This window comes from Pseudomonas sp. c313 (assembly GCF_055407145.1).
The window spans coordinates 35,353-59,643 of sequence record NZ_JBUZRD010000013.1 but is presented as its reverse complement, the minus strand read 5'-3'; the positions used below and the strand labels follow the sequence as shown (position 1 = coordinate 59,643).

Genomic DNA, 24,291 nt, shown 5'->3' with positions numbered 1-24,291 from the left:
ACGCCCAAGGTCGACATGGGTATGATGGCGCCCGCACAAGCATCCGTAGCTCAGCTGGATAGAGTACTGCCCTCCGAAGGCAGGGGTCGTGGGTTCGAATCCCGCCGGGTGCACCAGATACAGACGAAAAGCCCCAGGTCGAAAGACCTGGGGCTTTTTTGTAGACTATCGATCAGCCCGATCACAGAGGTCTCACATGAGCGATAGCACCCAGACCGAACATCCTCCCGCACCACAAGGTGAACTGTTGTTGTTCCAGAGCGGTGACGGTTTGGTTCGCCTGGAGTGCCGCTTCGATACCGACACCCTGTGGCTCTCGCAGGCAATGATCTGTGAGCTGTATGGCAAGGCAAAAGCCACCATCAGCGAACATATCAGCCATATCTTCGCCGAGGGCGAACTGGTGGAGGATTCAGTTGTTCGGTTTTACCGAACAACTGCCGCCGACGACAAACCCTACAACGTCAGATACTTCAGCTTGCCGCTGATTCTGGCGGTAGGGTATCGGGTACGCTCTAAGCGCGGTACTCAGTTCCGTCAGTGGGCCACGCAAATCCTGCAGGAATATCTGGTCAAAGGCTTCACCATGGATGACGAGCGGCTGAAAAACCCTCCCGTGGGTCGTTCGTTGGTTCCTGACTACTTTGACGAATTGCTTGAACGCATTCGCGATATCCGCGCGAGTGAGCGCAGGGTCTATCTGCGAGTTCGGGAAATTTTTGCGATGGCGGCCGACTACACTCCGTCGAATAGTGAAACCACAACATTCTTCCAGATCATCCAAAACAAACTTCATTTCGCCAGCACCGGACTGACCGCTGCCGAGTTAATTACTCAACGTGTTGATGCCGCCAAACCGAACATGGGCCTGACCAGTTTCAAGGGTGATGAAGTACGTAAGGGTGATGTGACCATCGCTAAAAACTATCTTCAGCAACACGAAATTTCTGCATTGAATCGCATTGTCACCATGTGGCTGGACTTTGCCGAAGATCAGGCGTTGAGACGTAAGCAAATTTTCCTACGCGACTGGCAGGAGAAGCTGGATCAATTTCTAGCTTTCAACGACCGCGAAATTCTGCAAGGTGCAGGACAAATCAGCAAGCACGCAGCCGATGATAAAGCGAAGCTGGAGTACGAACGCTATAACCAGCAACGCAGGACTCTGAAAGAAACAGAGGGAGAGACATTGAGCATTGAGGCATTGCGTGCGATGTCACAGAAGAAGAATTACTGAAACGCCTTAGTCTTTAGAACGAAAGCCCCAGGTCGAAAGACCTGGGGCTTTTTTGTGGCCGCCGTTTACTTATGGTTTTTGCAACGCCTCCAACCGAGCCGGCAAGTCTTCCTCAGGAAAGCGCTTATACAGCGCCAGAAGCTTTTCATCGGCCGCCTTGGCCTCTCCCGCTTGGCGCAGGCGCACAATTTCCTGAAGCCCTTGCTCCAGGGACTGTGGCTTGGCAGCCATTCGCTTGCTCATTTTTGCCACAGACTCGTCCGCCATGGCTCCCGCCACTTCAGCCTGAACCTGCACACTGTCCGCCTGGGGTGCCATGGCGAGTCGAGTCATGGGCGGTGCGGGCGCTTGCAACGCTTGCGGCGCTGGGCGAGCGAGTTCCTCGCGGCTGGCGGAGTACTGCGCCGCCGCTGGCGCGGGCAGGTCGACATTGGGCACTGGCGAGCGCACCACCAAGCCAATCATCAGCGCCACACCGGCAACGGTGGCGAATGCCATTTGCCAGCGTGGCCGTTGGCAGGCCAGCAGCCAGCGTTGCCACAGATTTGGTTGGGGCGCCGGGGCTTCGCGGCGGGCGGTGGCCAGCAGGAAAGCGTCCAGGGAAGCAGGCGGTTCGCCGCTGGTGTGTTGGCGAAAGTGTTGGATCAGCACTTCGTCGTCGGGATTCGGGGTGTGTCGGGAGTCAGTCATACGGGTACCTCCTCGGCCAGCAGTCGACGCAATTTCTGCTGGGCGTAACGCAAGCGGCTTTTGACCGCTTCCAGTGGAGCGCCAGTGAGCGCGGCGATTTGCGGCACCTCCAGGTCGCCGTGCAGGCGCAGCAGGAATACTTCCCGCTGGTCTTCGGGCAAGTCTTGCAACGCGGCGTCCAGACGGCCCTGGTCGCGGCTCAGGCTCAAGAGTTGTTCGGGGCTGCCGCTGTCGTCGGGCTGGGCGTGAAGCTGTTCATCGTAGCTGTCGTGCAGCGGATTGTGGACGCCGTGCTTACGCCAGTAATCGATCAGGCGGTTGCGGGCAATCTGGAACAGCCAGGTACGAAAACTCGCTCGCCCTTGTGGCTGAGTGGCGCTGCGGATCAAGCTGAGCCAGGTGTCCTGGTAGATTTCCTCGGCAAGTTCCACTTTGTTGCTCAAGGACACGAGGAAACGATACAGGCCTTGTCGATGACGCGCGTACAAGGCCTCGAATGCGGCAGTGTCGCCGGTGCGATAGCGGGCCAGCAGCGATTCGTCGCTGGGTGAATCAACTGGAGCGGGCATGGGGGTGGCGAACTCCTTTCTTTTCAGCATCTTCAGTGTTTGACCGAGGCCTTGAGGCTCTGCGCCAGTTCGACCAATTGCACGAACTCATTGCGCAAGCCAAACGGGTCGTCGCCTCGGGCAGAACGAGCCAAGGCAGCCGTGTCTTTCAAACTCATGTTCCCAGTGTAGCGACCGTCACCCTTGAGCTGCTGGGCAAAGGCTGCCACGGCGGCTGAGAAGCGTAGGTCATCGCTGGCCTTGCTGGCGTTTTGCTCGCGGCTGATGGGGCGTTCTATCAACTGGCTGCTGCCTCCTTGGACGGTCTTGTAGCGTACGCGCAAGATCGCCAGCTCCCCAGACGTGCCGCCTGATACAGGCTTAGTGGCATAGCGCAGCGGTTCCAACCAACCTTTTTCACCCTTGGGGACGATTTCATACAAGGCCGTCACTGTATGCCCCGCACCGATCTCACCGGCATCGACCTTGTCGTTGTTAAAGTCCTCACGCTTCAACGCGCGGTTTTCATAACCCAGCAGGCGATACTCACTGACCTGCGCCGGGTTGAATTCCACCTGCAATTTAACGTCCCGCGCCACCACCGCCAGGGTCGAGCTGAGCTGGTCCACCAATACCTTGCGCGCTTCGCGCAGGTTGTCGATATAGGCGTAGTTGCCATCGCCGGCATCGGCCAATTGTTCCATCAGGTGTTCGTTGTAGTTATCCACACCAAACCCCAGGGTAGTCAGGGATACGCCGCTTTTGCGCTGGTCGACCGCCATCTGCTTGAGGCTGTCGAAGTCACTGATGCCGACGTTGAAGTCGCCATCGGTGGCCAGCAGGATGCGGTTGATGCCCTTGTCGATAAAGCCTTCCCGGGCCATTTGATAGGCCAGTTCGATACCCGAGGCGCCTGCCGTCGAACCGCCAGCGGTCAACTGGTCGATGGCGTTGCGAATCTTCGCCTTGTCACCACCCGAGGTCGGCTTGAGCACCACGCGCGACTCACCGGCGTAGACCACCAGAGACACCCGGTCCTGATCTCGCAGCTGATCCACCAGCAGTTTCAGGGTGCTCTTGACCAGTGGCAGGCCTTCGCGGCGGTCCATGGAGCCAGACACATCCACCAGAAACACCAGGTTGGCCGGCGCCAGTTCTGCCACGGCGCGGTCGGAAGCCTTGATGCCGATGCGCAGTAAACGGGTGTGGGCATTCCACGGTGACGGCGCCACCTCGGTGGTCACGCCAAAGGGCGAGCCATCGTTGGGCAGCGCGTAATCGTAGGGGAAGTAATTGACCATTTCTTCAAGTCGCACAGCGCCTTGGGGCGGCAGGCTGCCTTGATTGAGGAAGCGTCGGACGTTGGCATAGCTGCCGGTATCCACATCAACACTGAAGGTCGACACCGGGGTTTCGGCGACGCTATGGATCGGATTGTCCGGCAGGTTCTGGTACTGCTCGCGGGGTTCAGCGCGGTATTCCATCGCGACCGAATCGCTCATCACCAACCGTGAGGCCATCGGCGCAGGCATGGCCATGCGTTTGCTCAACGCACCCTGAGCGCGAGCCGGCTCGCTATGCAATTCGGGGCTGGGGGTAACAGGGGCTGCTTCGGCTGTCTTGGCCACATCCCTGGACGAGGACAGTCCGCACCCGGCGAGCGCCACCAGCAAGGTGACGGCAAAACCCTGGGCTGCGGGGCGCAAGAGAAGAAGAGGACGGGACATGGGCTGAACCTCGGGAGTGAATGATCCGTTCACAAGGTCAGACGCAAGGCAATTACGGTTCGGGTTAAAACCGCAAATTTTAAATACGAAGACTGGCTACCCGAAGGTAGCCAGGCTGTTTATTGCAGGTCAATCAGTCCGACCCATACTTGGGCGAACGCGGCCCGTACAGAATCCCGGTGCGTTGGCCTGCCGACAGCAGACGCGCACTGGTGATGCCGGCAATCGGGTGGCCGGCGTCGGTTGAGCTGTTGATGATTTGCTTGACCGCTGCGGTGATCAGCATCCCCACCAGACCGCCGCCGCCATTGTTACCGCCCTCTTCGCTGGAGGCGCGAGCGGAGCCGGTCCACAGCGTGGTGCCGGTACGCAGGTCTACCAGTTTGGCCGACGCCGTCACCGCCGTTTCACTGGAGATCAGCATGTAGCTGGTGCCGTACTCAGTGATGGTGATGTACAACCCGGCGTCCGCACCGAAGATTTCATGCAGCTTGCCCGGTGCCACGCCCTGGATGTCCGTCGGCGTGGTCAGACCGTTCTGGCGGAAGGTTTCATCCACCAGGGCTATCGGCAACACGTAGTAGCCGGCTTCGGCCAACGGGTAAGTCACCTGCGACACCAGGCTGTAGGACGCCTGCACTTCCGGCGATTCGTTGATCGGCGGCAGCACCAGGATCGACTTGGGCCGGGCCTGTTTAAACGCCGAGTAGTCGACGGTCTTGGGTGCCGCACAACCGCCCAGCAACGCCAGGGCCAGCAGAGCGCCAGTGAGTTTCAAAAGGCTCATTTGACGTCTCCGGTCTTGGCGTTCTTGAGCAGGAAGTCCATATAGGCAGCGGACTCAGGGAACAGCGCCTTCTCGGTGCGAAATTGCTGCACCATCTGGTCATCCTTGCCCATGCTCAGGTACAGCATGCCCAAGTGGGCGTGATAGCCCGGCGGCGCCTGGCGGCCACTGGCGTTGATCTTCTGCAGATCCCGCTCCAGCGCTTCGACCTGGGCTTCCTTGGGCTCACCCTTGAAGTATTCGTAAACCTGCGGCTGGTAGCTCTCCCATTGATAGAGAGGCTTGGGCGCCGTCTGGCACCCCGCTACTGTTGCTAAAACTGTCAGCATCAGCGCCAACGTCACTGCCTTGTTCATCCGTGTACGACTCCTTGTAAATCTGCTGATCAGTTGCGTGGGTTCCAGGCGCCGGCGTTGATGCCGTCTACCAGACGATTGATCGCTTCGCGCATGGCCAGGTCGAGGACCTTGCCATTGAGGGTGGAGTCGTAGCTGGCGGTGCCGCCGAAGCCGATCACTTCACGGTTGGACAGCGCGTATTCACCGGCGCCCTGGGTGGAATACACCACTTCGGAGGTACTGATGTTGACGATGTTCAACGCGACTTTGGCGTAGGCCACTTGGGTCTTGCCACGGCCGAGGATGCCGAACAGCTGGCGGTCGCCGGTCTCTTTGCGGCCGAACTCGGTTACATCGCCGGTCACCACGTAGTCAGCGCCCTTGAGCTTTTGCACGGTGCCTTTGATCGCGGCTTCCTGGGAGATTTCACCCATGTTGTCGCGGTCCAGCACGCTGAAGCGGTTGGTCTGCTGCAGGTGGGTGATCAGGATGGTCTTGGCCTGGCCACCGAGGCGGTCAACGCCGTCGGAGAAGATGCCGCGCATGTAGCTGGAGCGGTTATCGAACTTGCCCACGGCAATCGGCACGCGCACGCCGGAATAGGCGATGTTGGCGCTGGCGACTTGTTCCACCGGCATCGCGCGGTTGCTCTCCGTGGCACAACCGGCCACGGTCAGCAGCGCTGCGGCGGTGAAGCCCGACAGCAGGATTTTGGACAGTGTTTTCACGGGGTGCTCCTAGAGTGAGAAATCGGGTGCAGCAGGTAACGCTAGCGGGACGGAATATCGCGCAGGTCATCAAGGATGTAGTCGCTCAGCCCGCCAGTGAAATATCGCTCGACACTGGAATTACCGGTGTTGGTGATAATGCCGCCAATGGTCTTCCATTGCTGTGGCTGGCCCCGCCAGTTGTTGGGTACCAGGCCGGGCCGGTTCTGGGCGAAGTGAAGCACCTCGGTATCAGCTTTCTTGACCTTGACCTTGTAGCCGAAATCGATGCTTTGCAGGATGGTGCCGTCGCTGACCACCAGGTTGGACAGCCCACCGTTGGAGTCGATGATATGGCGCACATAGACGATATCCACGTCCAGCAAATAATCGGCGGTTTGCTTACTGGCGGCGTAACGCTTGGCGTTAAGCAAGCGATTGACCAGATCGACGCCGAGTTCCTGGCGGACCTTGTCATCAGGCATGAAGTGCTTACTCTCGCCCCTCACCTCAACGTTGAAGGTGTCGAGCCAATAGGTAGCCGTCTTGGGAATGGTGACCGGCGCCGGGGAGATGTAGTAAGCAGGCTTGGAGGCGCAACCGGCCATCAGGCAGATGGCCAGGAGAAAAGCAAAAACACGCATGTTTTGATTCGTCCCTGAAAGGTAGCATGTTGCTATAGCCGCGGCATTTTACGGGGTTGATCGCGGTACTCAAGCGGTTTCGGTGCGCTGGGAACTCTCACCGCCCAACGGCAACGCACGGCTCGCGGCGCAAGCTTCAAGGCCGCAGGGCAAGTAAATAAGGGTCAGACTACGATTACACAACTAACAAACAATTTTCTTTGGACGTCCCGCCAACCCTCGGACAACTCGTTTACCCAAGGCGTGTGAAATCTGTGATGCAAACCTAGCCCCGCCCAGAACATAATTTCCATTTTTAGATGTTCGTATTTGATCAATAAAATCTGAAGAAAGCTGACTCTTAAAAAGCTCCTGATATCCCTTGGCGCGGCCTAGGGGATCGGGACCTAGCTCGTTATAAATAGGATGCTGCGTTACAAGATTGGACGATTCGCCCAACGCGTTCACCCTATAACTCGTCCAGTGATAGTCTGCCGGGTGCTTCACCATTCCCGCCCTAACTGGGTTCAGCTCAATGTAGCGATAACAGGAAAGTAAGTAGCTCTCTTGTTGCACTACACAAGAACGAAAACGTCCTTCCCAGAGGGTGCCAGTTCTTTGGTAGGTGCGATTTATATACTGAACATATCGCTGCCCCAACCCCTTCATCAATAAAGCAGTCCCCTCAGAGCAGCTAGGGGTCAACAGAATGTGAACATGATTGGTCATCAAGCACCACGCAGAGAAATAGGGGTCAGACCACTATTAATACTTTAATTAGAAAACCGTGGTCTGACCCCTATTTCCTATAACAACCAACCAACAAAAAATCTACCTCCAGAAAAATCGTGGTCTGACCTCGTTTTCCCCAATCGTGGTCTGACCCCTATTTCCACACTGCCCAGCACCTGCTTCCAGTTGAATCTGCTTTTCAGCATTAACAAAGGTTTTCCAATTTTCAGTAGGACCAGCTAGTGGCGTGCGTGGAATAGCAGTCGCTTTTGCACCCCTAAAAATGCAACGCTAACAATCAGCCCGCCGCACGTCTTTCAACTAACGACTTGACGTACTTCAACCGCTCCAAGATAAAATCAGAAAAACTTGACGCTAACACATCAACCTCATCCAACTCAGAGCTAATCTGTACGATCTGCCAATTATTTTTTGCGTCGAAAGCATATAGCACATCACTCGAATTCCCACCGAACACATAAAAGCCCTCATAGCCCTCAACTTCTCGACCACATAAAGTTGAATACTTCTCCGGGCCATCATCGAGATGAAATGCCGCATCTAATTCGCCGAAACCAAACTCAGCAAGAAACTCCAGATAGTCAGCCGGGGCCTGCTGTCGATCTGATTCATCAACATTGCTTAACGTCGCACTCGTGCCTGTTATGCGATAGCCGTAATTGCCCTCGTACTCTTTTGAGGACGTTACAGCTTCAACCAACGCTTTTAACTCTTCTTTATTTTTCATAATCACTTACCAAATATTTTTTCCGCTGGCCCTTGAGCCCTGTGGGGAAATAGGGGTCAGACCACTATTCTTCTATGTTTTTAAAGAGCAACTCTGCCAGCCTTAAAACGTGGTCTGACCCCTATTTTCTTTAGGTTCGCCAGGCTGTAGCGCCTATACCGGAACGTTGTAATAAACATCTCCCGAGTCGCGCCAAACTCCATTCGCAAAGCTCACTGGCCGCTGTGGATAACAAACCAACAGCCCTTCGACGAACTGACAAAAGGATAAGTCAAGTCGCGTGACCCAACGCATATTGTCTATTTCCAACAAACGCCAGTTGTCTCCGCTGTCGAAACCGAAAGCAGTCCCGGCGCTATCCCAGCCGAACAGCCACACCTCGCCCTTCGCGCCCGCTTCATAAGGCCCGTCTTTATAAATTCCATCATCACCGAAGTAGTCAGCCGCAGCAGAAAGCAGCATCGGTTGAATCGTCAAAAGCGGCAGCGCGCAGTCGTCCTCCTTGATCTCACCGTGCCCCCGTTCCTGCATAAAAGCAAAGTACTCGGTGGGAGCCGCCGGCCACTGCTGTCGCATCATACTTACTTCACCTGAAGAAACAGGCGTCAGCCGCTCCAATAGCGCACATCCCATCGCATTAAAGGCTTCTAAATTTTCGTACATGTTCATGGTAGCCTCGGAGGGTGCTGCGGAAACGCTGTTGTAGTTGGACTAGCTGGGGCATGGACACCACCTTGGTGAGCACTTCCACCCGGAACCGGATGCAAATTCCACCATTGGTTAGGTCCACCGTACTGCTGTGGTATCACATGGTGCGCCTGAAAATCCACACCACTCGCAGTTTTTGGCCATGCCAAACCAGTATTCAACTCCCACTCACGTTTAAGATTATTCCGCTGGCTATTGTATTGACGCTGTAGGGCCTGATAGTCACTTCTCGGCGCAACATAAGTATGATCAACCTGACGTAACTCATCCGCAAGTTTCGTGCGCTGATTAGAGGGCATCGGCACACCTGAATGGTACTCGACGTCCCGGACCACCGCGCGAGCATCACCCGAGATTTTCGTCCATCCGGATGTGGATGTTGCTATAAAATTCGCATCATTCGCAGCCGGTGTTCCGCTCCCCACTACCTTGGTTTCACCAGACAGCAGTCCCGTCGCAGGCCCTTTTGCACCTAGCCTTTCTCAACCTTTTTTTAAACGCAGAATCATTATTCAACTGAAAGAAATTATTCTTTTTTCTAAGAAATCGATAAAGTTCTTCGCATACAAACTAGAAGTTTTATCAGAAAGTTCAAGCCTATAAACAGGATACTCCCCATCATTAAGACCATCGTCCGTGGCAAAATAAAATGATTCCCCTGCACCCGGCGGTTCGCAGATAAATAGCCTCTCCTTCCCACACAACCCATTTCGACCGTTAACGATTGACATATAAACGATATCACCCCCCCTTACACTATCAAAATCCATTTCGTAGATACTATAAATCTCCTCCCCAGATATTTCCCCGCCAGAATAACACTTCAGCCACCATTTATAGCTATCAGGCAACTTCAACCCAAGACGAGCTTCAGCTTTATAAATCCACTCATCAGCAATCCCGTCACCATAATCAGCAAACTCAACGAAATCTGACTCTTTAATAAGATTAATGATTCTCGAATAATCCACGCCTAATTACTCCCCGCTCCGAGCCCGCAACTTCCAATACTCCGACTGATAAGAATTAAACTCTTTAGCCTGCTTTGTCAATGTTTTTGCATTCAAATCCGTAGGAACTGAAACATAATCAGTCGTAGGGTTTCTGTATTCTGCAGAGTCTTTGTAACGAGTATACCTAAAGCTTTGAGCGGCATTGGATGGGACATGAAGAACACTGCTATTCTGGCTATGGAAAACAGAACCAACTTCTGCAAGTGAACCACGAGTACCAGCGAATCCATTAACTTCAGTTTGCGAGAGATGATGTAACTCAACTGATTTCCCATCATACCCAATTGGTGCTCGACCCGAGGCCATCCTCTCAAGGTTTGAGCCTTCAACAGTTTTACCTCGTACTCTCCAGGTCGATAGGGCCTCTGGGTCAAAGAGGTCGTTACGTTGATAAACAGTCCTATCTAGAACTGTTGTTTTATTCCAAAAAATATCAGCTTTAGGCGTTGTACTTGCAACATTACTACCCGCCATCGTGCCCGTACCAGCAGAACCTGGCCCTTTTGCACCAACAGACTCGAGACCTTTACCAGCAACCGTTTCCGCCGCCTTCCCTGCAATAGCCTCCGTACCTTTGACCGCCAATACATCCCGCGCAGCCAACTCTTTGATCGCGTTTAAGAGTGTTCCCTTACCCACTCCACCGATAGGCATAAGCTCAGCAAGGAGCTTTAGATCGATATTTGAATTGATGCCGCCGCCCACCAATACACGTAGTCGGTCTATTTGCTCTGCTTGGGAAATGGCGTCAGAACTGAGCGCGGCGATTTCAGGGAGCTTCCTGATAGCCGTACCCTCTCCGTATTGCTCGGCCCACGCATCAGGCACGACCCCCATACCACCGGGTTCATTGTTGTAGGTGGTGTTACTCGAAGGATTGAATAGCCGCGAGTCTGTGTACTGCTTGTCTGTAGACTTGAACGCAACGACCTGAGCCCCGTTCGCGACAATCGGGCTACCATCTGCCCAGGTCAGAAGGACTTTCTCGTTTTGCAGCTTAGTGATCACTTCCCGCGCAACACTCAGGTCGTCACCCAATGCCTGCCCCTCAGGGTTGGTAGGGCTGTAGCGGGCAAGAACTCCTTGGAGCTCATTGTTGGTTTTCTGATCGACTTCACCTCCCGCAACAAACGTCAGGAGAGCGTCCCACTCAAAGCCAGATCGGCTTTTCTTTGTGGCATCTAGACTCTTGGCCTCCTGAGCCAATCTTTTCTCTTCTTGGACGTGCAATTTCCGGTTGTACGATTGTGCATTCCCAGCGATTTCAGAGCCCATGGCGACATCGCCATTAACACTGGCCGCAGCAAGTAAACCCACCAGCTTGGACGCCGCATTGACCAGTCGATCATGCTCTGCTGGATCACTGCTACTGAGCAGAGGCGACTTATCCAACGCCACAATAAGCGCCTCATTAGCGCCCGCAGCAATCGCCCCCGTTTTGAAGTCACCGCCCATTGCTTCCGAAAGCAACCCGCCCACAACGGCGTGCAGTGCTGTTTTACTCAGGCCACTGTCTTGAAGTTTGAAGGCATTGCCAAAATCACCTACGCCTGTGAACGCGGTCGCCTGCAGTACATCGAAAAGGCTGCCCTTCATGGCATCCTTGAAGCTGCCTTGCCCAAGCGCTTCAGAAAGCGTTCCGCGCACGGCTCCGCCCGCCAATTGGATCGTTCCGAAACGCCCAATAGCGGCCGGGTCGTTCCAGTGAGGCACTACGCTGGGACCGCTCACTTTGTTGGTCACAGGGTCGCTTTGTGCGCCGAACCAATTGCCACTGGCGTAATTCACGAAGCCTGCTGAGGCGCCAGCGATCAGCGATTGCTTCATGCTGTCGCTGCTAAAGGTTTCCTTTAAAGCCGCGCCCAGGTTGCCCTTGTTGTTTATCGTGCTCACCACGCCGGTGCTGGCAAGAGAGGTCAAAGACGCGGTGGCGATGATGTTTCCTAGACCTGCTGCCGTACCCGCAACTGCCGCCGTCGTAGACGTTGCAGCTGTAGCCGCCGTCGCAGCAGCCATAGTCGACCCCGCACCCACAGCGCTGCCAGCTGATGCCGCGAGTGCACTGGCAGCACCTGCCGTCAATACGGTGACGACAATGATGATCGCCAGCATTGCACCTTGGCCAAGGCTGGAATGGCTGTATTTGAAGGAGTCGTGCAGTTCCTTCACATGCCGCCAATCCACATCCCCACGCTTCTCGGCTTCTTTCAACCAAGCCAACTGTGGATCTGCTTTCACCATCACATCAATCGTCTGGCTGACTGTGTTCTGATCGATCTGCTTGATATCAATCTTCAAGCCATCAACGGCCTTAATCGCCAACTGCCCCTGCGCCATCAACTCACTCTGGCGCAGCGTCTCGTCGGTATTGCCTTTACCCTTGGCGCTGGTCCACGCCAGGTCGCTCTTACTCTTCTCGTGGCTCTCTTGATGCAGGTCCTTGACCGCTTCAAACGTCACCGCGCCGCCGCTGGCAATCGTCAGATCGTTGCCACTGCTGAGCTTGGCCCGCTGATACAGCTGGTCGCCGCCACTGGCCAATGTCAGGTCACCGCCGGTCTTGATCTCAGTGCCGACGTTGGTGACGCGGGTGACTTCATCGCGCTTGGTTTTCTTCGCGCCCCACCCACCGTTCTCCTTCATGTCATACAACGTATGCGTGCTGTTCTCAGCCGCCAGCAAATTCAACTTATCGCCGCTATACAGGTAAGCCTCATTCCCCGCACTGATCTTGCTCGCCACCAGCGTGGTGTCGCGCCCGGCCTGGCTCGTAAAGTCCCTGCCCGCCGTCAGCACACTGGCTAACTGCGTGGTCTGCTCATCCGCCGTCTTGATGCGTTTCTTGCCGTGTTTTTCCTTGCCCTCGACGTTGTGCACATCGCTGACAGAGGCCACGTTGAAATCGCGCCCGGCCTGAATGTTCAGGTCCTTACCCGCGGTGGCGTTGCTGCCGATGATGTTGACGTCTTGCCCCCCCACCATGCTCAGGTTGCCACCGGCCGTGACCGTGGCCGCTTGGTTTTTCACGTCGGTGGTGATGCTGGATTTGTGCCCGCCGTCGCTGAAGGCGTGGATCTCACTGGTGTCGCTGACGGCAATCAGGTTGAGGTCGCGCCCGGCTTTCAGGTCGGCATCGCCGCCGGCGGTGAGTGCACCGTGGTTGTTGAGGTCGCGGCCAGCGTCGATGGCGAGGTTTTCGCGGGCGACGATGGTGCCGGCGCTGGTGTCGGTGAGGGTGCGCATGCCGGCGCCGTCGCGTACCTGGATGGCGGTGGTGTCGTTGGTGATGTCGCCCTTCAGGGTGGTGAGGCTGACCTGGTTGCCGCGTATCTCGCCGGCCATGGAATTGCGGATGCTGTCCTGGGCCAGCAGGCTGAGGTTTTTGCCGGCCTCGATCAGGCCGCCGGTGTAGATGCTGCCCTTGCTGGTCACCGAGAGGTTGTTGCTGGCGCGCAGGGTGCCGACGTTGATCAGGTCGCCGCCGGTCATCAGGTTGAGGTCGCGGCCCTGGATCAGGCTGTTGCCGCGCACGTTGCGGGAGTCGGCCTGGGCCAGGTAGAGCACGGGCACGAGGACGGTCTGGCCGTCGACCACGCGGTTTTCCATCCACACGATGTCGTGGGTCAGGGCGCCGACTTGCTGGTCGGTGAGGGACACGCCGACGCTCAGGCGCAAGGCGTCCTTGCTGGCCAGGGCGTTGTCCATCAGGTAGCGGAACTGGTCGTAGTCGCTGGTCAGTCCACCGGCGAGGAAGCGTTGCCCGGTTTGCGCCAGCACGGCATCGCGGATCAGCCGTGACTCGTATTGCCCGTCACCCAGGCGACGCCAGGCGTTGTCGGGGTTATAGCCGAGCTTGTCGAGCATGTAGTCGGAGCTGAAGAAGCCCGCCAGGGTGGTGAGGTTCGAATTGGTCTCGATCAGGTAGTGGCTGGTAGGGTCGGCATTCTTGATGAACAGGCCGTAGTCGCCCTTGGGCAACTGGAAGCCGGGCGCGGTGGTGGGGTCGACCGGGGTGAAGGACTCGCCGGTGTAATCCACAGGTACGTAGCGGCCGTCGGGCGCGATGCTGGTCACCGGCAATACGCTGCTCGGCGCCTGGGCCGTGGCGTCGTTGACGTGCTTGCTCAGGTTGATATTGATGCCGCCGACGGGGATGCCGGTCTGGTCGTCACCGAGGGTGCCGGTCAGTTGCTCCAGGGTGTTTGTGTGCAACGTGCCATTTTGCAGGGTACGAGCAACGTTGAGGTTGACCGCGCCACCAGCCTGTATCGTCGCGGTGTAGCCCGGGCCGCCGTTGTCGGTCCAGGTGGTGACGTTGCTTTGTTCGGAGAAGCGCCAGTCGCTGGACCGGGCCTTGAGAACCTCAAAGCGTGCTTTATCGAAATTACCCGCTGCCACCGCTGCGTTGAAGGCGGGTACGTCGATGTATTCCATCCGGTCCCACTCACCGGTGTCGATGCGCTCCGGGGTGCCGATGACGATGGTGTTCTGCCCGGTGCGGGTCGCGGCGCCCTGGTTGAGCAGGTCGTTGGCGGTGATGCTCAGGTTGCCATTGGCCGCCAGCAGGCTATAGCGGTTCTGGACGTTGTCGCCCTGGACCAGCAGGTCTTTGCCCGCTACCAGGCGCGCAGCGGCCGAGTCTTTGATCGCGGATTCAAGGAAGGTCTGGTTGATGGTGATTTGACCGCGTTTGAACGAGTCGTGCCCGCCGCAGTGCTGGCCGCACTGCCAATTGAGGCTGCCAGTGGTGACGGTCTGGCCCAACTCGAATTCAGCCTTGGCGTTTTCCACATTCCGCGCACTGATGCCGATATTGCCTTCGCTTTCAACCGTACCGGAAAGGTTGCTGAAGCTCGCCGCCATGCCGCCGTCGAGCGCCGCGAAACTCAGGTTGCCCTTGCTGTAGACGTCGCCGTACAGGTTGCTGAAGCTGTTCCCGCGCAGGGTCAGATCACCGCCGCTGAACAGCAGCGTGTCCGCGCTATTGCTGATGCCATTGCTGGCGCTCAGGTTGACGCTGCCTTGTGAACCGAGGGTGCCGCGGTTGTTGATTTGTGCGGCGGCAATGTCGAGTTGCTGGCGTGCGGTGAGGTAGCCGAGGTTATCCAGCGTACCGCCCAGGGTGATCCGGGTGGTGGTGCCGCCGGCCAGGCGCCCGCCGTTCTGGCTGAGGTTGTTGGCGACCACGCTCAGTTTTTGCTGGGCCGAAAGGCGGCCGCTGTTGGTCATGTCGCCGGTCAGGGTGACGCTCAGGTCACCGTCGCTGAGCAACTCGCCCGCGTTATCCAGGCTGGCGACATCCAGGGTCAGACCCTTGGCGCTGGCCAAGCGGTCGCCGGCCTTGAGGCTCAGGCCCTGGGTGCTGGTGTACTGCAAGGCTTCATTGAGTTGCACGCGGCCGAGGCCATCGACCCGGCCAAACGACCAGTCGGCGGTGCCCAGGCCATTGATGCTGCCCTGGCTGCCGGTGAGGCTGGTGGTGTTGAGGCTGAACACGCCGGCGCCGGCGTGCTGCAGTTGCCCGGCCTGGTTATTCAAATGCCCGGCGTTGAGGCTGAAGGCCTGGCTGCCGAATTCAAGAATGCCGTTCTGGTTATTCAGTTGGTCGGTGACCGTCAGCGTGCTGCTGGCGCCTTCCATCGCCCGTAGTTGGCCGCCCGCGCTGTTGTCGAGGTTGCCGCCATTGAAGGTCAGGCCCTGGTTGGACTCAATCAGGCCGCCCTGGTTGGTCAGTTGGGTACGCGAGGTCAGGCTGATCTGATTGCCGCTGATCTGGCCGTTGGCGCTGTTGTCCAGTGTGGCGCCGGAGACGGTGACGTGCTCCTTGCCGAACAGTTTGCCGCCACGGTTGGTCAAGGCCTCGACCATCAGTTGCAGGTCGCTCTTCAAGGCGGTCATCGCGCCGGCCTTGGTGCCGTCGTGGCTGTTGTCGACGCTGTCGGCGGTGACCGTCAGGCTGTCACCCTGCACGGTGCCGCCCTGGTTGTTCAAGGTGCCCAGCGTCAGGTCGACCGCCGCACCACCACTAAGAATCATGCCCTGGCGGTTGCTCAGGTCCTGGCCACGGTAGCTCACGCCCTGGTTGCCGGCCAAGAGCTGGCCCTGGTCGTTGTTGAGGGTTTGCGCCGCGATATCCAGGCGCTTGCCCCGCAATGTACCGCCCTGGTTGTTGAGGGTGGTCAAGGCCTTGACCAGCACACTGCGCTCGGCAGCGTCGATCACGCCGTTGGTGTTGGTCAGCAGGTTGCTGATGTTGAGGGTGATGTCGCCGTCATTGCTGACCAGCGCACCCTTGCTGCTGTTGTCGAGGTCTTGCGCGGTGACAGTGAGGGCCTTGCCCAACAGGATCCCGGCGCTGTTGCCCAGGCGCTTGCCGGTCAGCAGCAGGTCACCCTCACTTTGAATACGGCCCTGGGTGTTAAGCAATTGGTCGCCCAGCACCACGCTCACACCCGGCACACCACCGGCCAACAGCCCGGCATTGCGGTTGTCGAGGCTGCCGGCGCGCACGTCCAGTTGGTCACCGACGATACGCCCGGCGCGGTTGTCGATCTGCCCGCTTCGAGCATCCAGCAGCAACTGCTTGCCGATGATGGCGCCGCCCTGGTTATCCAGGCTCGCGGCGTGCAGTTCGATGTCGCCTTGAGCGGCCTGCAAATGACCTTTGGCGTTGTTCAACTGTTGGGCGACGGTCAAGGTCAACTTGCCGGCATCCGCGCTGAGTACACCTGCGTCGTTGTTGCTGAGGCTGCCGAGGGTAGCGGTGATCTGCCCACCCACCAGCTTGCCGTCCTGGTTGGCGACGTCACCGGCGGTGAGGTTCAAGTCAGTGCCGGCCTGGGCATGACCCTGGCTGTTGTTGAAGGCGTTGGTGACAGTGAGGTTGAGCGCGCCTTTCTCGGCACTGATCAAGCCCTTGGCGCTGTTGTCGAGGCTGGCGGCGTTCACTGTCACGGCGTCGGCGACAATCTGCCCACCGTTGTTATTCAGCGCGCCGCTGTTGAGCGTCAAGCTGCCGCCCGCGACCTGGATGCGGCCTTGGCGGTTGTCCAAAGTGGCGCTGTCGAGGGTAGCGGCCTGGCCTTCGCCGAAGCGAATCAACCCGCCCAGATTGACGATGGCCGGTGCGCTGATCGCCAGGCTTTGCTCGCCGTACACACGGGCGGTGGCGCCTTGGTTGGTCAGCTTGGCGGTGCTGACGCTGACAGTTTTGCCCTGGATGATGCTGCCCTGGTTGGTCAGCGCCTGGGCGGCGGTAATCGCCAAGGCGCGGCTGGCCAGCAGGTTGCCGCTGGTGTTCACGGTCTGCGCGTTAACCACCACGTCGCCCGTGGCATTGCGGCTGTTATCTACCTGTACGCCCGCTTCGATGATGCCCGGGTTGGTGACCTTGATCGCGTTGAGTTCGATGCGCTGGCCCGCGGCCAGGCTCTTTTGGTTGACCAGTTCTTCAGCACTGCTCACCTGAACATTGCCGGTGGCGTAGACCTTGTCGGACAGGTTCACGTTCTGCGCGGTGACCTTGAGGTTACCGGTGGCCGCCGTCTGCGCCATGCTCAGGTGCCCATTGGCATCCAGCTGGATGTCTCCGCCGCTGGCGGCCAGCGTGCCGTCGAGCTTCACGCCCACACCGGCTTCGGTGCCCACCAGTTTGATCGCACCGGCGTACATGCCGCCCAATGCCGAGGAGTCGATGGCCAGCTCGGGCTTGGCGCTACCGTCATCGGCGCGCGCGGTGGCTTTCAGGCTTTTGGCATCGACGTCGTTACGCCCGGCGATCACGGTCAATTCGCGTGCGTTGATCTGCGCATTGATCTTGGCCGAGCGGGTGATGATCTCGAAGCGGTCGACGTTACTGGCATTCAGGCCCTGGCCGTCGATGGTCACGGCACCGCCGTCAACCTGGTAGCGCTGCAACTGGCCGCTCGCGTCGAGCACCGGTTTGCCGGTGGTCAGGGTCACGTTGGGGGTGTTGATGAAGCCGCAACCGCTGCACGTAACACCGTACGGGTTGGCGACGATGACCTTGGCCGACTGGCCCGCCACTTCGGTGTAGCCGCGTAATTGGCTGGGGCTGCCGCCGTTGACTTCGTTGAGGATGACGCTGGCCGCGCCGCCCTTGAGGTTGGGGTTGCCGACGATGTAGCCACCCAGCTGGGTGTTCGTCACGGGGCCGCTGGCGTTGTTGAGGATCACGCCGTTGGGGCCGACGTTGTAGTCCTTGAATTGGTTATGGGACAAGCCGCTGCCATTGGGAGTGGCGATGTTCACCACTGGTACGCCATTGCCGGCCTGGCCGACGGTGGTGCCTGGCCCACTGACCACAATGCCTTCGGCCTGGGCCAGCAGCGGCTGCCAGAACAACGCGTTGGCCAGGATCAGCGCCAGGCCGCGCTTGGGTAGGCCCCAGAACGAGTCGCGGCTTTTCAGTGCAGAAGAAGGCTGGCGAGCCAGGAAGGCAAAGTGGCGAACATCCATTGTCATATTCTCGATGTAACGGGGCGTTGAATTACAGGAAGAAATCCATGCGGAAGTAGATCGGCGCTTCGCGCTCGCTCATCACTGCCGGGCGTTCCAGAGAATGGGCAAAGGTCACGCTGGTGCTGACGTATTTGCCGCGGGCGAACAGCTCCAGGGAGTTGCTCGAGACCCGGCCATGCACTTCACCGTTGTAGCGGTCGTTGCTGATCACGCCCTGGTCGTAGCCGACGCTTGCGCCGTATTCGGCAAAGGCCGGGCGCATCCAGTCCCAGGTCACCGGGCGAGCCCAGCGCACGTCGTTGCGCCAGTAGCCGCCGCTGTCGCCGGTGAGCTGCTGGTCTTTAAAACCGCGTACCGAGGCCGAACCGCCGAGGCTCATGCGCTGGGGGCTGAACAAGATGTCTTCACTGCGTTGGCCGGTGGCCAGGCTGGAGAAACTGAACGACTCGCCCCACAGCGTGAACGGCTGCAAGTAGCTGACGGTGGCGGTGTATTTGCGGTAGCGCGCGTTGGGCTGGCGATTGCCGTACGCGTCACGCTCTTCGTTGGCTTGAGCATCGAAGGCGCCGATGCCGTTTTGCATGCCCAGGTCGAGGTTGACGAACGAGTTGCCGATACGCCGGCCGTGGTTGATGCCCAGCTGCAGTTCGCTGAGGCGGTTACTGCTGGGCTCGGTGCGGATGTCGAGGATATAGTTGTTGGTGCGCAGGTGCGACAAGCCGACGTTCACCGACGTCTTGCTCACGTCGTCACGATGGATCACCCGCTCGGCGCGCAATTGGTGGTTCTCGTTGTCGCCGTTCTGCTTGAACTTGTAGTCGTTGGTCACGCCGTAAGTGCGGTAATCACTCTCGCTGTAGGTGTAGCTGAAGTTCCACCAGCCCCACGGCACGTTGTAGTAGAGCATGGTGTTTTTCGAGGTTTTCTGGTGGTCGCTGACGGCATCGTGGCCGCCGCGCAGTACCAGTTGGTCAGCCAGGCCCAGCGGGCTGTCCCACTCGAGGCCAGCGCCCCACTGCTGTTCGCCGGTGCTTTTCTGCCCGTCGTTGTTGCGCGACAAGCTGGCGCGCCAGGGCTTTTGCGGGGCATTTTTCACCAGCACTTCGCTACCGCCTACCTCGCTGCCAGGGGCCAGTTCCATCTGCGCCTGTTTCGACGGCAGGCGGTTCAACTGGTCCACCAACTGCTCGATTTCCCGCAGGTTGAGCTGCTCTCCGACTTTGCCGGGAAAAGCCATGGCCAGTTCGCGTTCGGACAGGTTGCTGCCCTGGGCACCCTTCATGCCTTCGAGCTTGCCCTCGACCACCAGCACGCTCAGGTGGCCGCTGGACAGGTCCTGCTGCGGCAAGTAGGCGCGGCTGGTGACCATGCCCTTGTCGATGTAATAGTCGGTGATGACCTTGAGCAGCCCGTTGAGCTGGGTGACGCCCAGGCACTGGCCAATATAGGGTTTGAGCAGACGCACGCGGTCAGTGGCGGACAGACTGTCGGCGCCCTTGAGTTCGATGTCCTTGATGGGAAAGCAGCGGCTGTCCACCGGAGCGGCGGGCACAACGGGCTTGGCTTCTTTACCGGGCAGTTCCTTGAGTTCTTCAAGGCGCCGGCGCTGTTCTTCCAGCAGGCGATTTTGCCGGTCGCGGATCAGGTCTTGATCCCCTGGCGTGGGTGCGGCAACCGCGCTGTTCAAAACAAGGCAGGCAAGCAGCGAGATACACAGCAGATACCGAATCCGAGGCAATAACGAAGACATGTTCGATCCATCGAAAAACAAGGGCGGCAAACTACCATCGAACTCCAGGACGGCCAAGAATCTGGCTTAGTTGGATTCGATAATTAATAAGTTAATAAGTCCTTGATTAAAAACAACTAAAAAATCAATTAACGATTACCAACTTGTATTTGGAATTTTTATTCCGACAAGCGGTAACAGTTTTGATGCAGGTCTCGTCAAGGCTCTAGAGAGTTGCCACTAGTTAGCCACCAACCTTGCGCCGAGATTGATTAGTAGCCAGAAGAGAGGAAAAGTTCACGAGCCTTTTGTGAATTGGATCCCATATTTGAATGTTGATCGTTGCCACACTCTGTGGGACGCGGAGCGTGGCAACGATCATCAACAGAGGCTGTATTTAGCCCACTTCCTTGACCCGCCCCCGCACCAGCTTCAACCCCACCCGCTCCACCTCACGGGACACATGAGCGGTCACTTCCCGCACCCCACCGTCCTGGTCGTTATGAATCACCAACACCCCCGGCCGGCGCAGTTGTTCCAACTCGCCCTCGGCCAGGCTGAAACTTTCGCTCAAGCCTTTATCACTCAGGGCCTTGCCGGCAGCTCTGCGCTGGGCAAAACGCTTGCCCCGGCGTTGTTGATAACGTGCCCAACTGATCAGCAGCACCGCGTTAAATACCGCAATCCACAGGTAAATCTGCAAGGTATTCAAGGCCGCGAAAATCGGCGCATCCAGGCGCGGGCCGCCGTGGGTTTCCAGCATCGGCACCAACCCGCGTACCAACAGAATAATCAACCCGGCCCAGGCCATCAGGGTCAGGAATACATCGATTGCCCACATCACCGGGCGCTGAGAGGTTCGAATCAGGTTCATGGCTGCACTTCCTTGTGGGGGGCTTTGATTCCGCGATCCGGACTGACCCAGCGCGCGCGCTTCTGGTGTTGGCGGAACAGCACTTTGGGGAAACTCACCAGCGTGGTGAACAGGCTGACCAGCCAGAACACCAGCGGGTACCAGACGGTCCAGAACAGGGTTTTCCACAGGCCGCGCTCATAACGGCGGTCGATCATGATGCTCACGGCGAACTGCACCAGGCACACCACCGCCAGCAGCAAACCGGTGAAGGCCGGTGGCATCAACGAATCCACGGCAATCGCTTGCGGCAACGGAACAATTTTGCCCACGCCCCAAAAGATCACCGACAGCAGAAAAGTGAAGGCCCAACCGGTGGACAGGCAGTACTCGAACAGCAACGGCCACAGGTAGCGATGGCGCCATTGCCAGATGCCACGGATATTTTTGAACAGTACTTCGGCGCCACCCTGAGCCCAGCGCAGGCGCTGCTTCCACAAGCCGCCGAGGGTTTCCGGCATCAGAATCCAGCACAGGGCGCGGGGTTCGTAGAAGATGCTACAGTGGTCCAGTTGCAGCTTCCAGCTGACGTCGATGTCTTCGGTAATCATGTCGGTGCTCCAGTAGTCGACCCGGTCCAGGGCCGCACGACGGAACGCCACCACCACGCCGGAGACGGTGAAGATCCGCCCGAACACCCGCTGGGTACGCTTGATCAAACCGATGATCGAGGAGAACTCGCCCACCTGCACCCGGCCGATCAATGTAGAGCGCGTGCGGATGCGCGGGTTGCCGGTGACCGCACCCAATCGCGGGTTGTCGAGCATCGGCGCCACCAGGTAGGCCGCCGCATTGCGGTCGAGCAAGGCATCACCGTCGATGCACACCAGGTACTCGCTGCGAGCCGCCACCGCGCCCATGCGCAGGGCAACCGCCTTGCCCTGGTTTTGCGCCAGGTGCAGCACTCGCAGGCGCGGCTCCCGCAACGCCAGGGCATCGAGCACGGCGGCGGTGTTATCGCTGGAGCCGTCGTTGATGGCGATTACTTCGATGTTCGGGTACTGCTGGGCCAGCGCGGCGCCAATGGTGTCGGCGGCGTTGTCGCCTTCGTTGTAGCAAGGGATCAGGATCGAGATCAGCGGGTTGCCCGCCAGCACCGGCGCCGGGGTGTCATCGGCCCACGGCCAGTGGCGCTCCCAGTGCAGCCAGAAGTACAGGCCACCGGCGATCCACAGCCCGGACATGAACAGTGGGTAAAAAAACACGAAGTCCATCAGGAACTGCCCGGTGACCAGAAAGATCAGGCCCAGGGGCACGCCCAACACCAGGGACAAGACGAGTAAAGCCAGGATTCTGTCGAACATGGGTCAAGGATTCCACTGGTTGGAAAGGGCCGGACGCACGGTGTTCAGGTCCGGCGAGTTCTCCAGGAAGTTGTCGGGGTAGTAGCCAAAACTGGTGACGCCCTGGCGCTTGAGCACGCCCATCCACTCGGCCATTTGCGCGCCGGAAAGATCAGGCGCGGCGGCGGTGCGCCAGTCCTTGGCTTGCAACTCGAAGACCGTGCGTTGCAGGGCACCGGGGCGGACCTTGACGGTGGCCACCAGCTTTTCCAGCCAGGCGTTGGAGTCTTCAAGGCTCTGGCCTTCCATCAGCGGCATAGCCATGGGCGCGGTCCAGTCGTAGCTCTGGAGGAAGTCATCGAGGTTCTGGGCAAACCAGGCTTCGCTGCCAGGGTTAAGCATTGGCTCGGCGAAAATATTGCGTGCGGTCTGCACTTGCGAACCGCGAAGTTTGCGGACCTTGGCGGTCAACTCGTGGGTGAAATCGATCAGGTATCGGCTCTTGAAGCGGGTCCAGCGCTGCATCACCGCAGGGTCGGCACGCAAGGCTTCAATACTGTCTGGCAGGCCGTTGGCGGCATAGGCCTTGAGGGCGGCGGGGCTGGCGTCTTCAAAATCGGAGAGCACCGCATCATCGTGGAACAGCACGCCGTCGATGGCATTGATGCGGGCCAGGTCTTCGTAAATCTCGCCAATGATCTGCCGCACCTTGGGATCAAACGGCGACAGGCGCTGGTATTGGTCCGGGTCCTGGCCAACCTTGCCGGTCTGCGGGTCCCAGCGGGTGACGCGAGGCAGCTTCGCATCAAGGGCGAAGCTGAGCACCGGCATCCAGGCAAACACCCTGGCATGGGCGCGGGTGTGCAACTGCCAGGCGACGCGGTTGAACAGGTCGGCGCGCACCGGCAAATGGCGGTTGGGGAAATACAGCGAATGCACCAGTCCGTCGCCCTTGGGGTCGGCGAAGGCTTGCAGGAACACCGTGTCAGCGCCCATGTCCACCACGCGCTGGACCAGTTGGTCGAGGTTGCGCGCTTCTTGTGCCTTGTCGGGGTCGTAGACGTTGTCCAGGTCCACATGCAGCACGCGCAACGGCGCCTGGGTCTGAACGTTGACGATGGCATTGGCAAAGTGCTCGCCGTCCGGGTCCGAGGCCACCAGGAAACGCGGGCTGCTCATCAGGTTGCCGAGGCTATCGAGGCCGTCTTCCAGGGTCAGGGCCATTTGATAGCCCTGCTCGTCCACCACTCGCAACGTGGTGCCATCCGGAGCGCCATAAGGCCAGACCCACACACGCGGGGCCTTGCCAGTGACAGCGCGGATCTTGTTGGAAATACCCGCCACATCGGTACGCATCCGCGCCTGGAACTGTGCCTCGGTTTCATAGCGACCGGTGGCTGTATCAAAGCGGCGGGTGGTGGCCGCCGGTTGCAGGTTGCCCTGGGGATTGGCCAACACGCCCTTGTGGTTGGCGTCGGTGTGGGCGGCGATTTCCACCAGGCCCGATTGCGACACTTCGCGCACCTGCTGCCAGGTCAGGAAGTCGGAACGCGGGCGCGGCGTGCCGGCGAAATCCACCGGCTGGTTTAACGGCGTGTCGATCCAGGTGCCCACCGGCGCCAGCAGCGCGTGCCAGTTGTAGGCCCTGAGGATCGGCATCACGCGGGTATAGAAGCTGGCGTAGCCGTCATCGAAACTAAGCATGATGGCCTTGGGCGGCAGCTGCGGGCCGCCCTTTCGGGCCGCGAGGATCTGGTCGACGGAGACTGGCTGGTAGCCGTTTTCCCGCAGCCAGGCCAACTGTTCGATCAACCGCTCGGTGCGCACCGCCACCACCGCCTGATCGGGGTCGCGGTCCTCGACATCGTGGTAGGCAATACCGAGAAAATGGTTTTTCGGCCACGGCGCTTCGTTGGCCGCCTTGGGCCGTTCGGCGGGTGGAGTAAAGGGCGCGGGTTGCTGGGCGCAAGCGCTGCTCAGCACGAATCCCAACACCAGGCAGCAGCGGGAAAGAATGGACATGATCG

The 24,291-nt window shown here is 58.7% G+C and carries 17 protein-coding genes and 1 tRNA gene; 2 read left to right on the top strand and 16 right to left on the bottom strand.

Going from position 1 to position 24,291, the window contains the following annotated elements; all coding sequences use genetic code 11:
- Positions 1–39 precede the first annotated feature (39 nt).
- Positions 40–116, top strand: a tRNA-Arg gene (locus tag ACZRKZ_RS24295).
- An 80-nt stretch (positions 117–196) separates the two neighbouring features.
- Positions 197–1,237: a virulence RhuM family protein gene (locus tag ACZRKZ_RS24290; RefSeq protein ID WP_463982987.1), complete on the top strand. Its 1,041-nt coding sequence runs from the start codon at positions 197–199 to the stop codon at positions 1,235–1,237.
- Positions 1,238–1,306: 69 nt separating this feature from the next.
- On the opposite strand, the gene ACZRKZ_RS24285 is transcribed toward ACZRKZ_RS24290, so the two are convergent.
- The 16 genes from ACZRKZ_RS24285 to pgaB form a co-directional block, all read right to left on the bottom strand.
- Positions 1,307–1,927, bottom strand: a complete 621-nt coding sequence (locus ACZRKZ_RS24285) for a hypothetical protein (protein ID WP_463982986.1) — start codon at positions 1,925–1,927, stop codon at positions 1,307–1,309.
- A complete protein-coding gene (locus ACZRKZ_RS24280) occupies positions 1,924–2,496 on the bottom strand; it encodes an RNA polymerase sigma factor (protein WP_463982985.1) in 573 nt (190 codons plus the stop codon). Before ACZRKZ_RS24280 ends, ACZRKZ_RS24285 begins: the two co-directional genes overlap by 4 nt.
- A gap of 32 nt (positions 2,497–2,528) precedes the next feature.
- Positions 2,529–4,202 carry a vWA domain-containing protein gene (locus ACZRKZ_RS24275; RefSeq protein WP_463982984.1) on the bottom strand — a complete coding sequence of 558 codons (1,674 nt, stop codon included), beginning with the start codon at positions 4,200–4,202 and terminating at the stop codon, positions 2,529–2,531.
- Positions 4,203–4,335: 133 nt separating this feature from the next.
- The gene (locus ACZRKZ_RS24270; RefSeq protein WP_133103737.1) at positions 4,336–4,989 is read right to left on the bottom strand and encodes a DUF799 domain-containing protein; all 654 of its coding nucleotides are present in this window, start codon (positions 4,987–4,989) and stop codon (positions 4,336–4,338) included.
- Positions 4,986–5,345, bottom strand: a complete 360-nt coding sequence (locus tag ACZRKZ_RS24265) for a DUF4810 domain-containing protein (protein WP_149414240.1) — start codon at positions 5,343–5,345, stop codon at positions 4,986–4,988. Before ACZRKZ_RS24265 ends, ACZRKZ_RS24270 begins: the two co-directional genes overlap by 4 nt.
- A gap of 29 nt (positions 5,346–5,374) precedes the next feature.
- Positions 5,375–6,055: a CsgG/HfaB family protein gene (locus ACZRKZ_RS24260; protein ID WP_149414241.1), complete on the bottom strand. Its 681-nt coding sequence runs from the start codon at positions 6,053–6,055 to the stop codon at positions 5,375–5,377.
- A 41-nt stretch (positions 6,056–6,096) separates the two neighbouring features.
- A complete protein-coding gene (locus ACZRKZ_RS24255) occupies positions 6,097–6,678 on the bottom strand; it encodes a hypothetical protein (protein WP_133103740.1) in 582 nt (193 codons plus the stop codon).
- A 183-nt stretch (positions 6,679–6,861) separates the two neighbouring features.
- Positions 6,862–7,389, bottom strand: coding sequence for a transposase (locus ACZRKZ_RS24250; RefSeq protein WP_463982983.1), 528 nt, complete (start codon positions 7,387–7,389; stop codon positions 6,862–6,864).
- Between the two features lie 298 nt (positions 7,390–7,687).
- Positions 7,688–8,137 carry an SMI1/KNR4 family protein gene (locus tag ACZRKZ_RS24245; protein WP_463982982.1) on the bottom strand — a complete coding sequence of 150 codons (450 nt, stop codon included), beginning with the start codon at positions 8,135–8,137 and terminating at the stop codon, positions 7,688–7,690.
- A gap of 153 nt (positions 8,138–8,290) precedes the next feature.
- On the bottom strand, positions 8,291–8,806 hold the full coding sequence (locus ACZRKZ_RS24240; protein ID WP_463982981.1) for a hypothetical protein: 516 nt from the start codon (positions 8,804–8,806) through the stop codon (positions 8,291–8,293).
- 551 nt (positions 8,807–9,357) lie between these two features.
- Positions 9,358–9,816, bottom strand: a complete 459-nt coding sequence (locus ACZRKZ_RS24235) for an SMI1/KNR4 family protein (RefSeq protein ID WP_463982980.1) — start codon at positions 9,814–9,816, stop codon at positions 9,358–9,360.
- A gap of 6 nt (positions 9,817–9,822) precedes the next feature.
- Positions 9,823–18,336, bottom strand: coding sequence for a two-partner secretion domain-containing protein (locus ACZRKZ_RS24230; RefSeq protein ID WP_463982979.1), 8,514 nt, complete (start codon positions 18,334–18,336; stop codon positions 9,823–9,825).
- Between the two features lie 31 nt (positions 18,337–18,367).
- Positions 18,368–20,089, bottom strand: a complete 1,722-nt coding sequence (locus tag ACZRKZ_RS24225; protein ID WP_463982978.1) for a ShlB/FhaC/HecB family hemolysin secretion/activation protein — start codon at positions 20,087–20,089, stop codon at positions 18,368–18,370.
- A gap of 376 nt (positions 20,090–20,465) precedes the next feature.
- Positions 20,466–20,942 (bottom strand): poly-beta-1,6-N-acetyl-D-glucosamine biosynthesis protein PgaD, encoded by a 477-nt coding sequence (pgaD, locus tag ACZRKZ_RS24220; protein WP_133103613.1) that lies wholly within the window; start codon positions 20,940–20,942, stop codon positions 20,466–20,468.
- Positions 20,939–22,285: a poly-beta-1,6-N-acetyl-D-glucosamine synthase gene (pgaC, locus tag ACZRKZ_RS24215; RefSeq protein ID WP_463982977.1), complete on the bottom strand. Its 1,347-nt coding sequence runs from the start codon at positions 22,283–22,285 to the stop codon at positions 20,939–20,941. Before pgaC ends, pgaD begins: the two co-directional genes overlap by 4 nt.
- 3 nt (positions 22,286–22,288) lie before the next feature.
- Positions 22,289–24,286: a poly-beta-1,6-N-acetyl-D-glucosamine N-deacetylase PgaB gene (gene pgaB, locus ACZRKZ_RS24210; RefSeq protein WP_149414249.1), complete on the bottom strand. Its 1,998-nt coding sequence runs from the start codon at positions 24,284–24,286 to the stop codon at positions 22,289–22,291.
- Positions 24,287–24,291 lie beyond the last annotated feature (5 nt).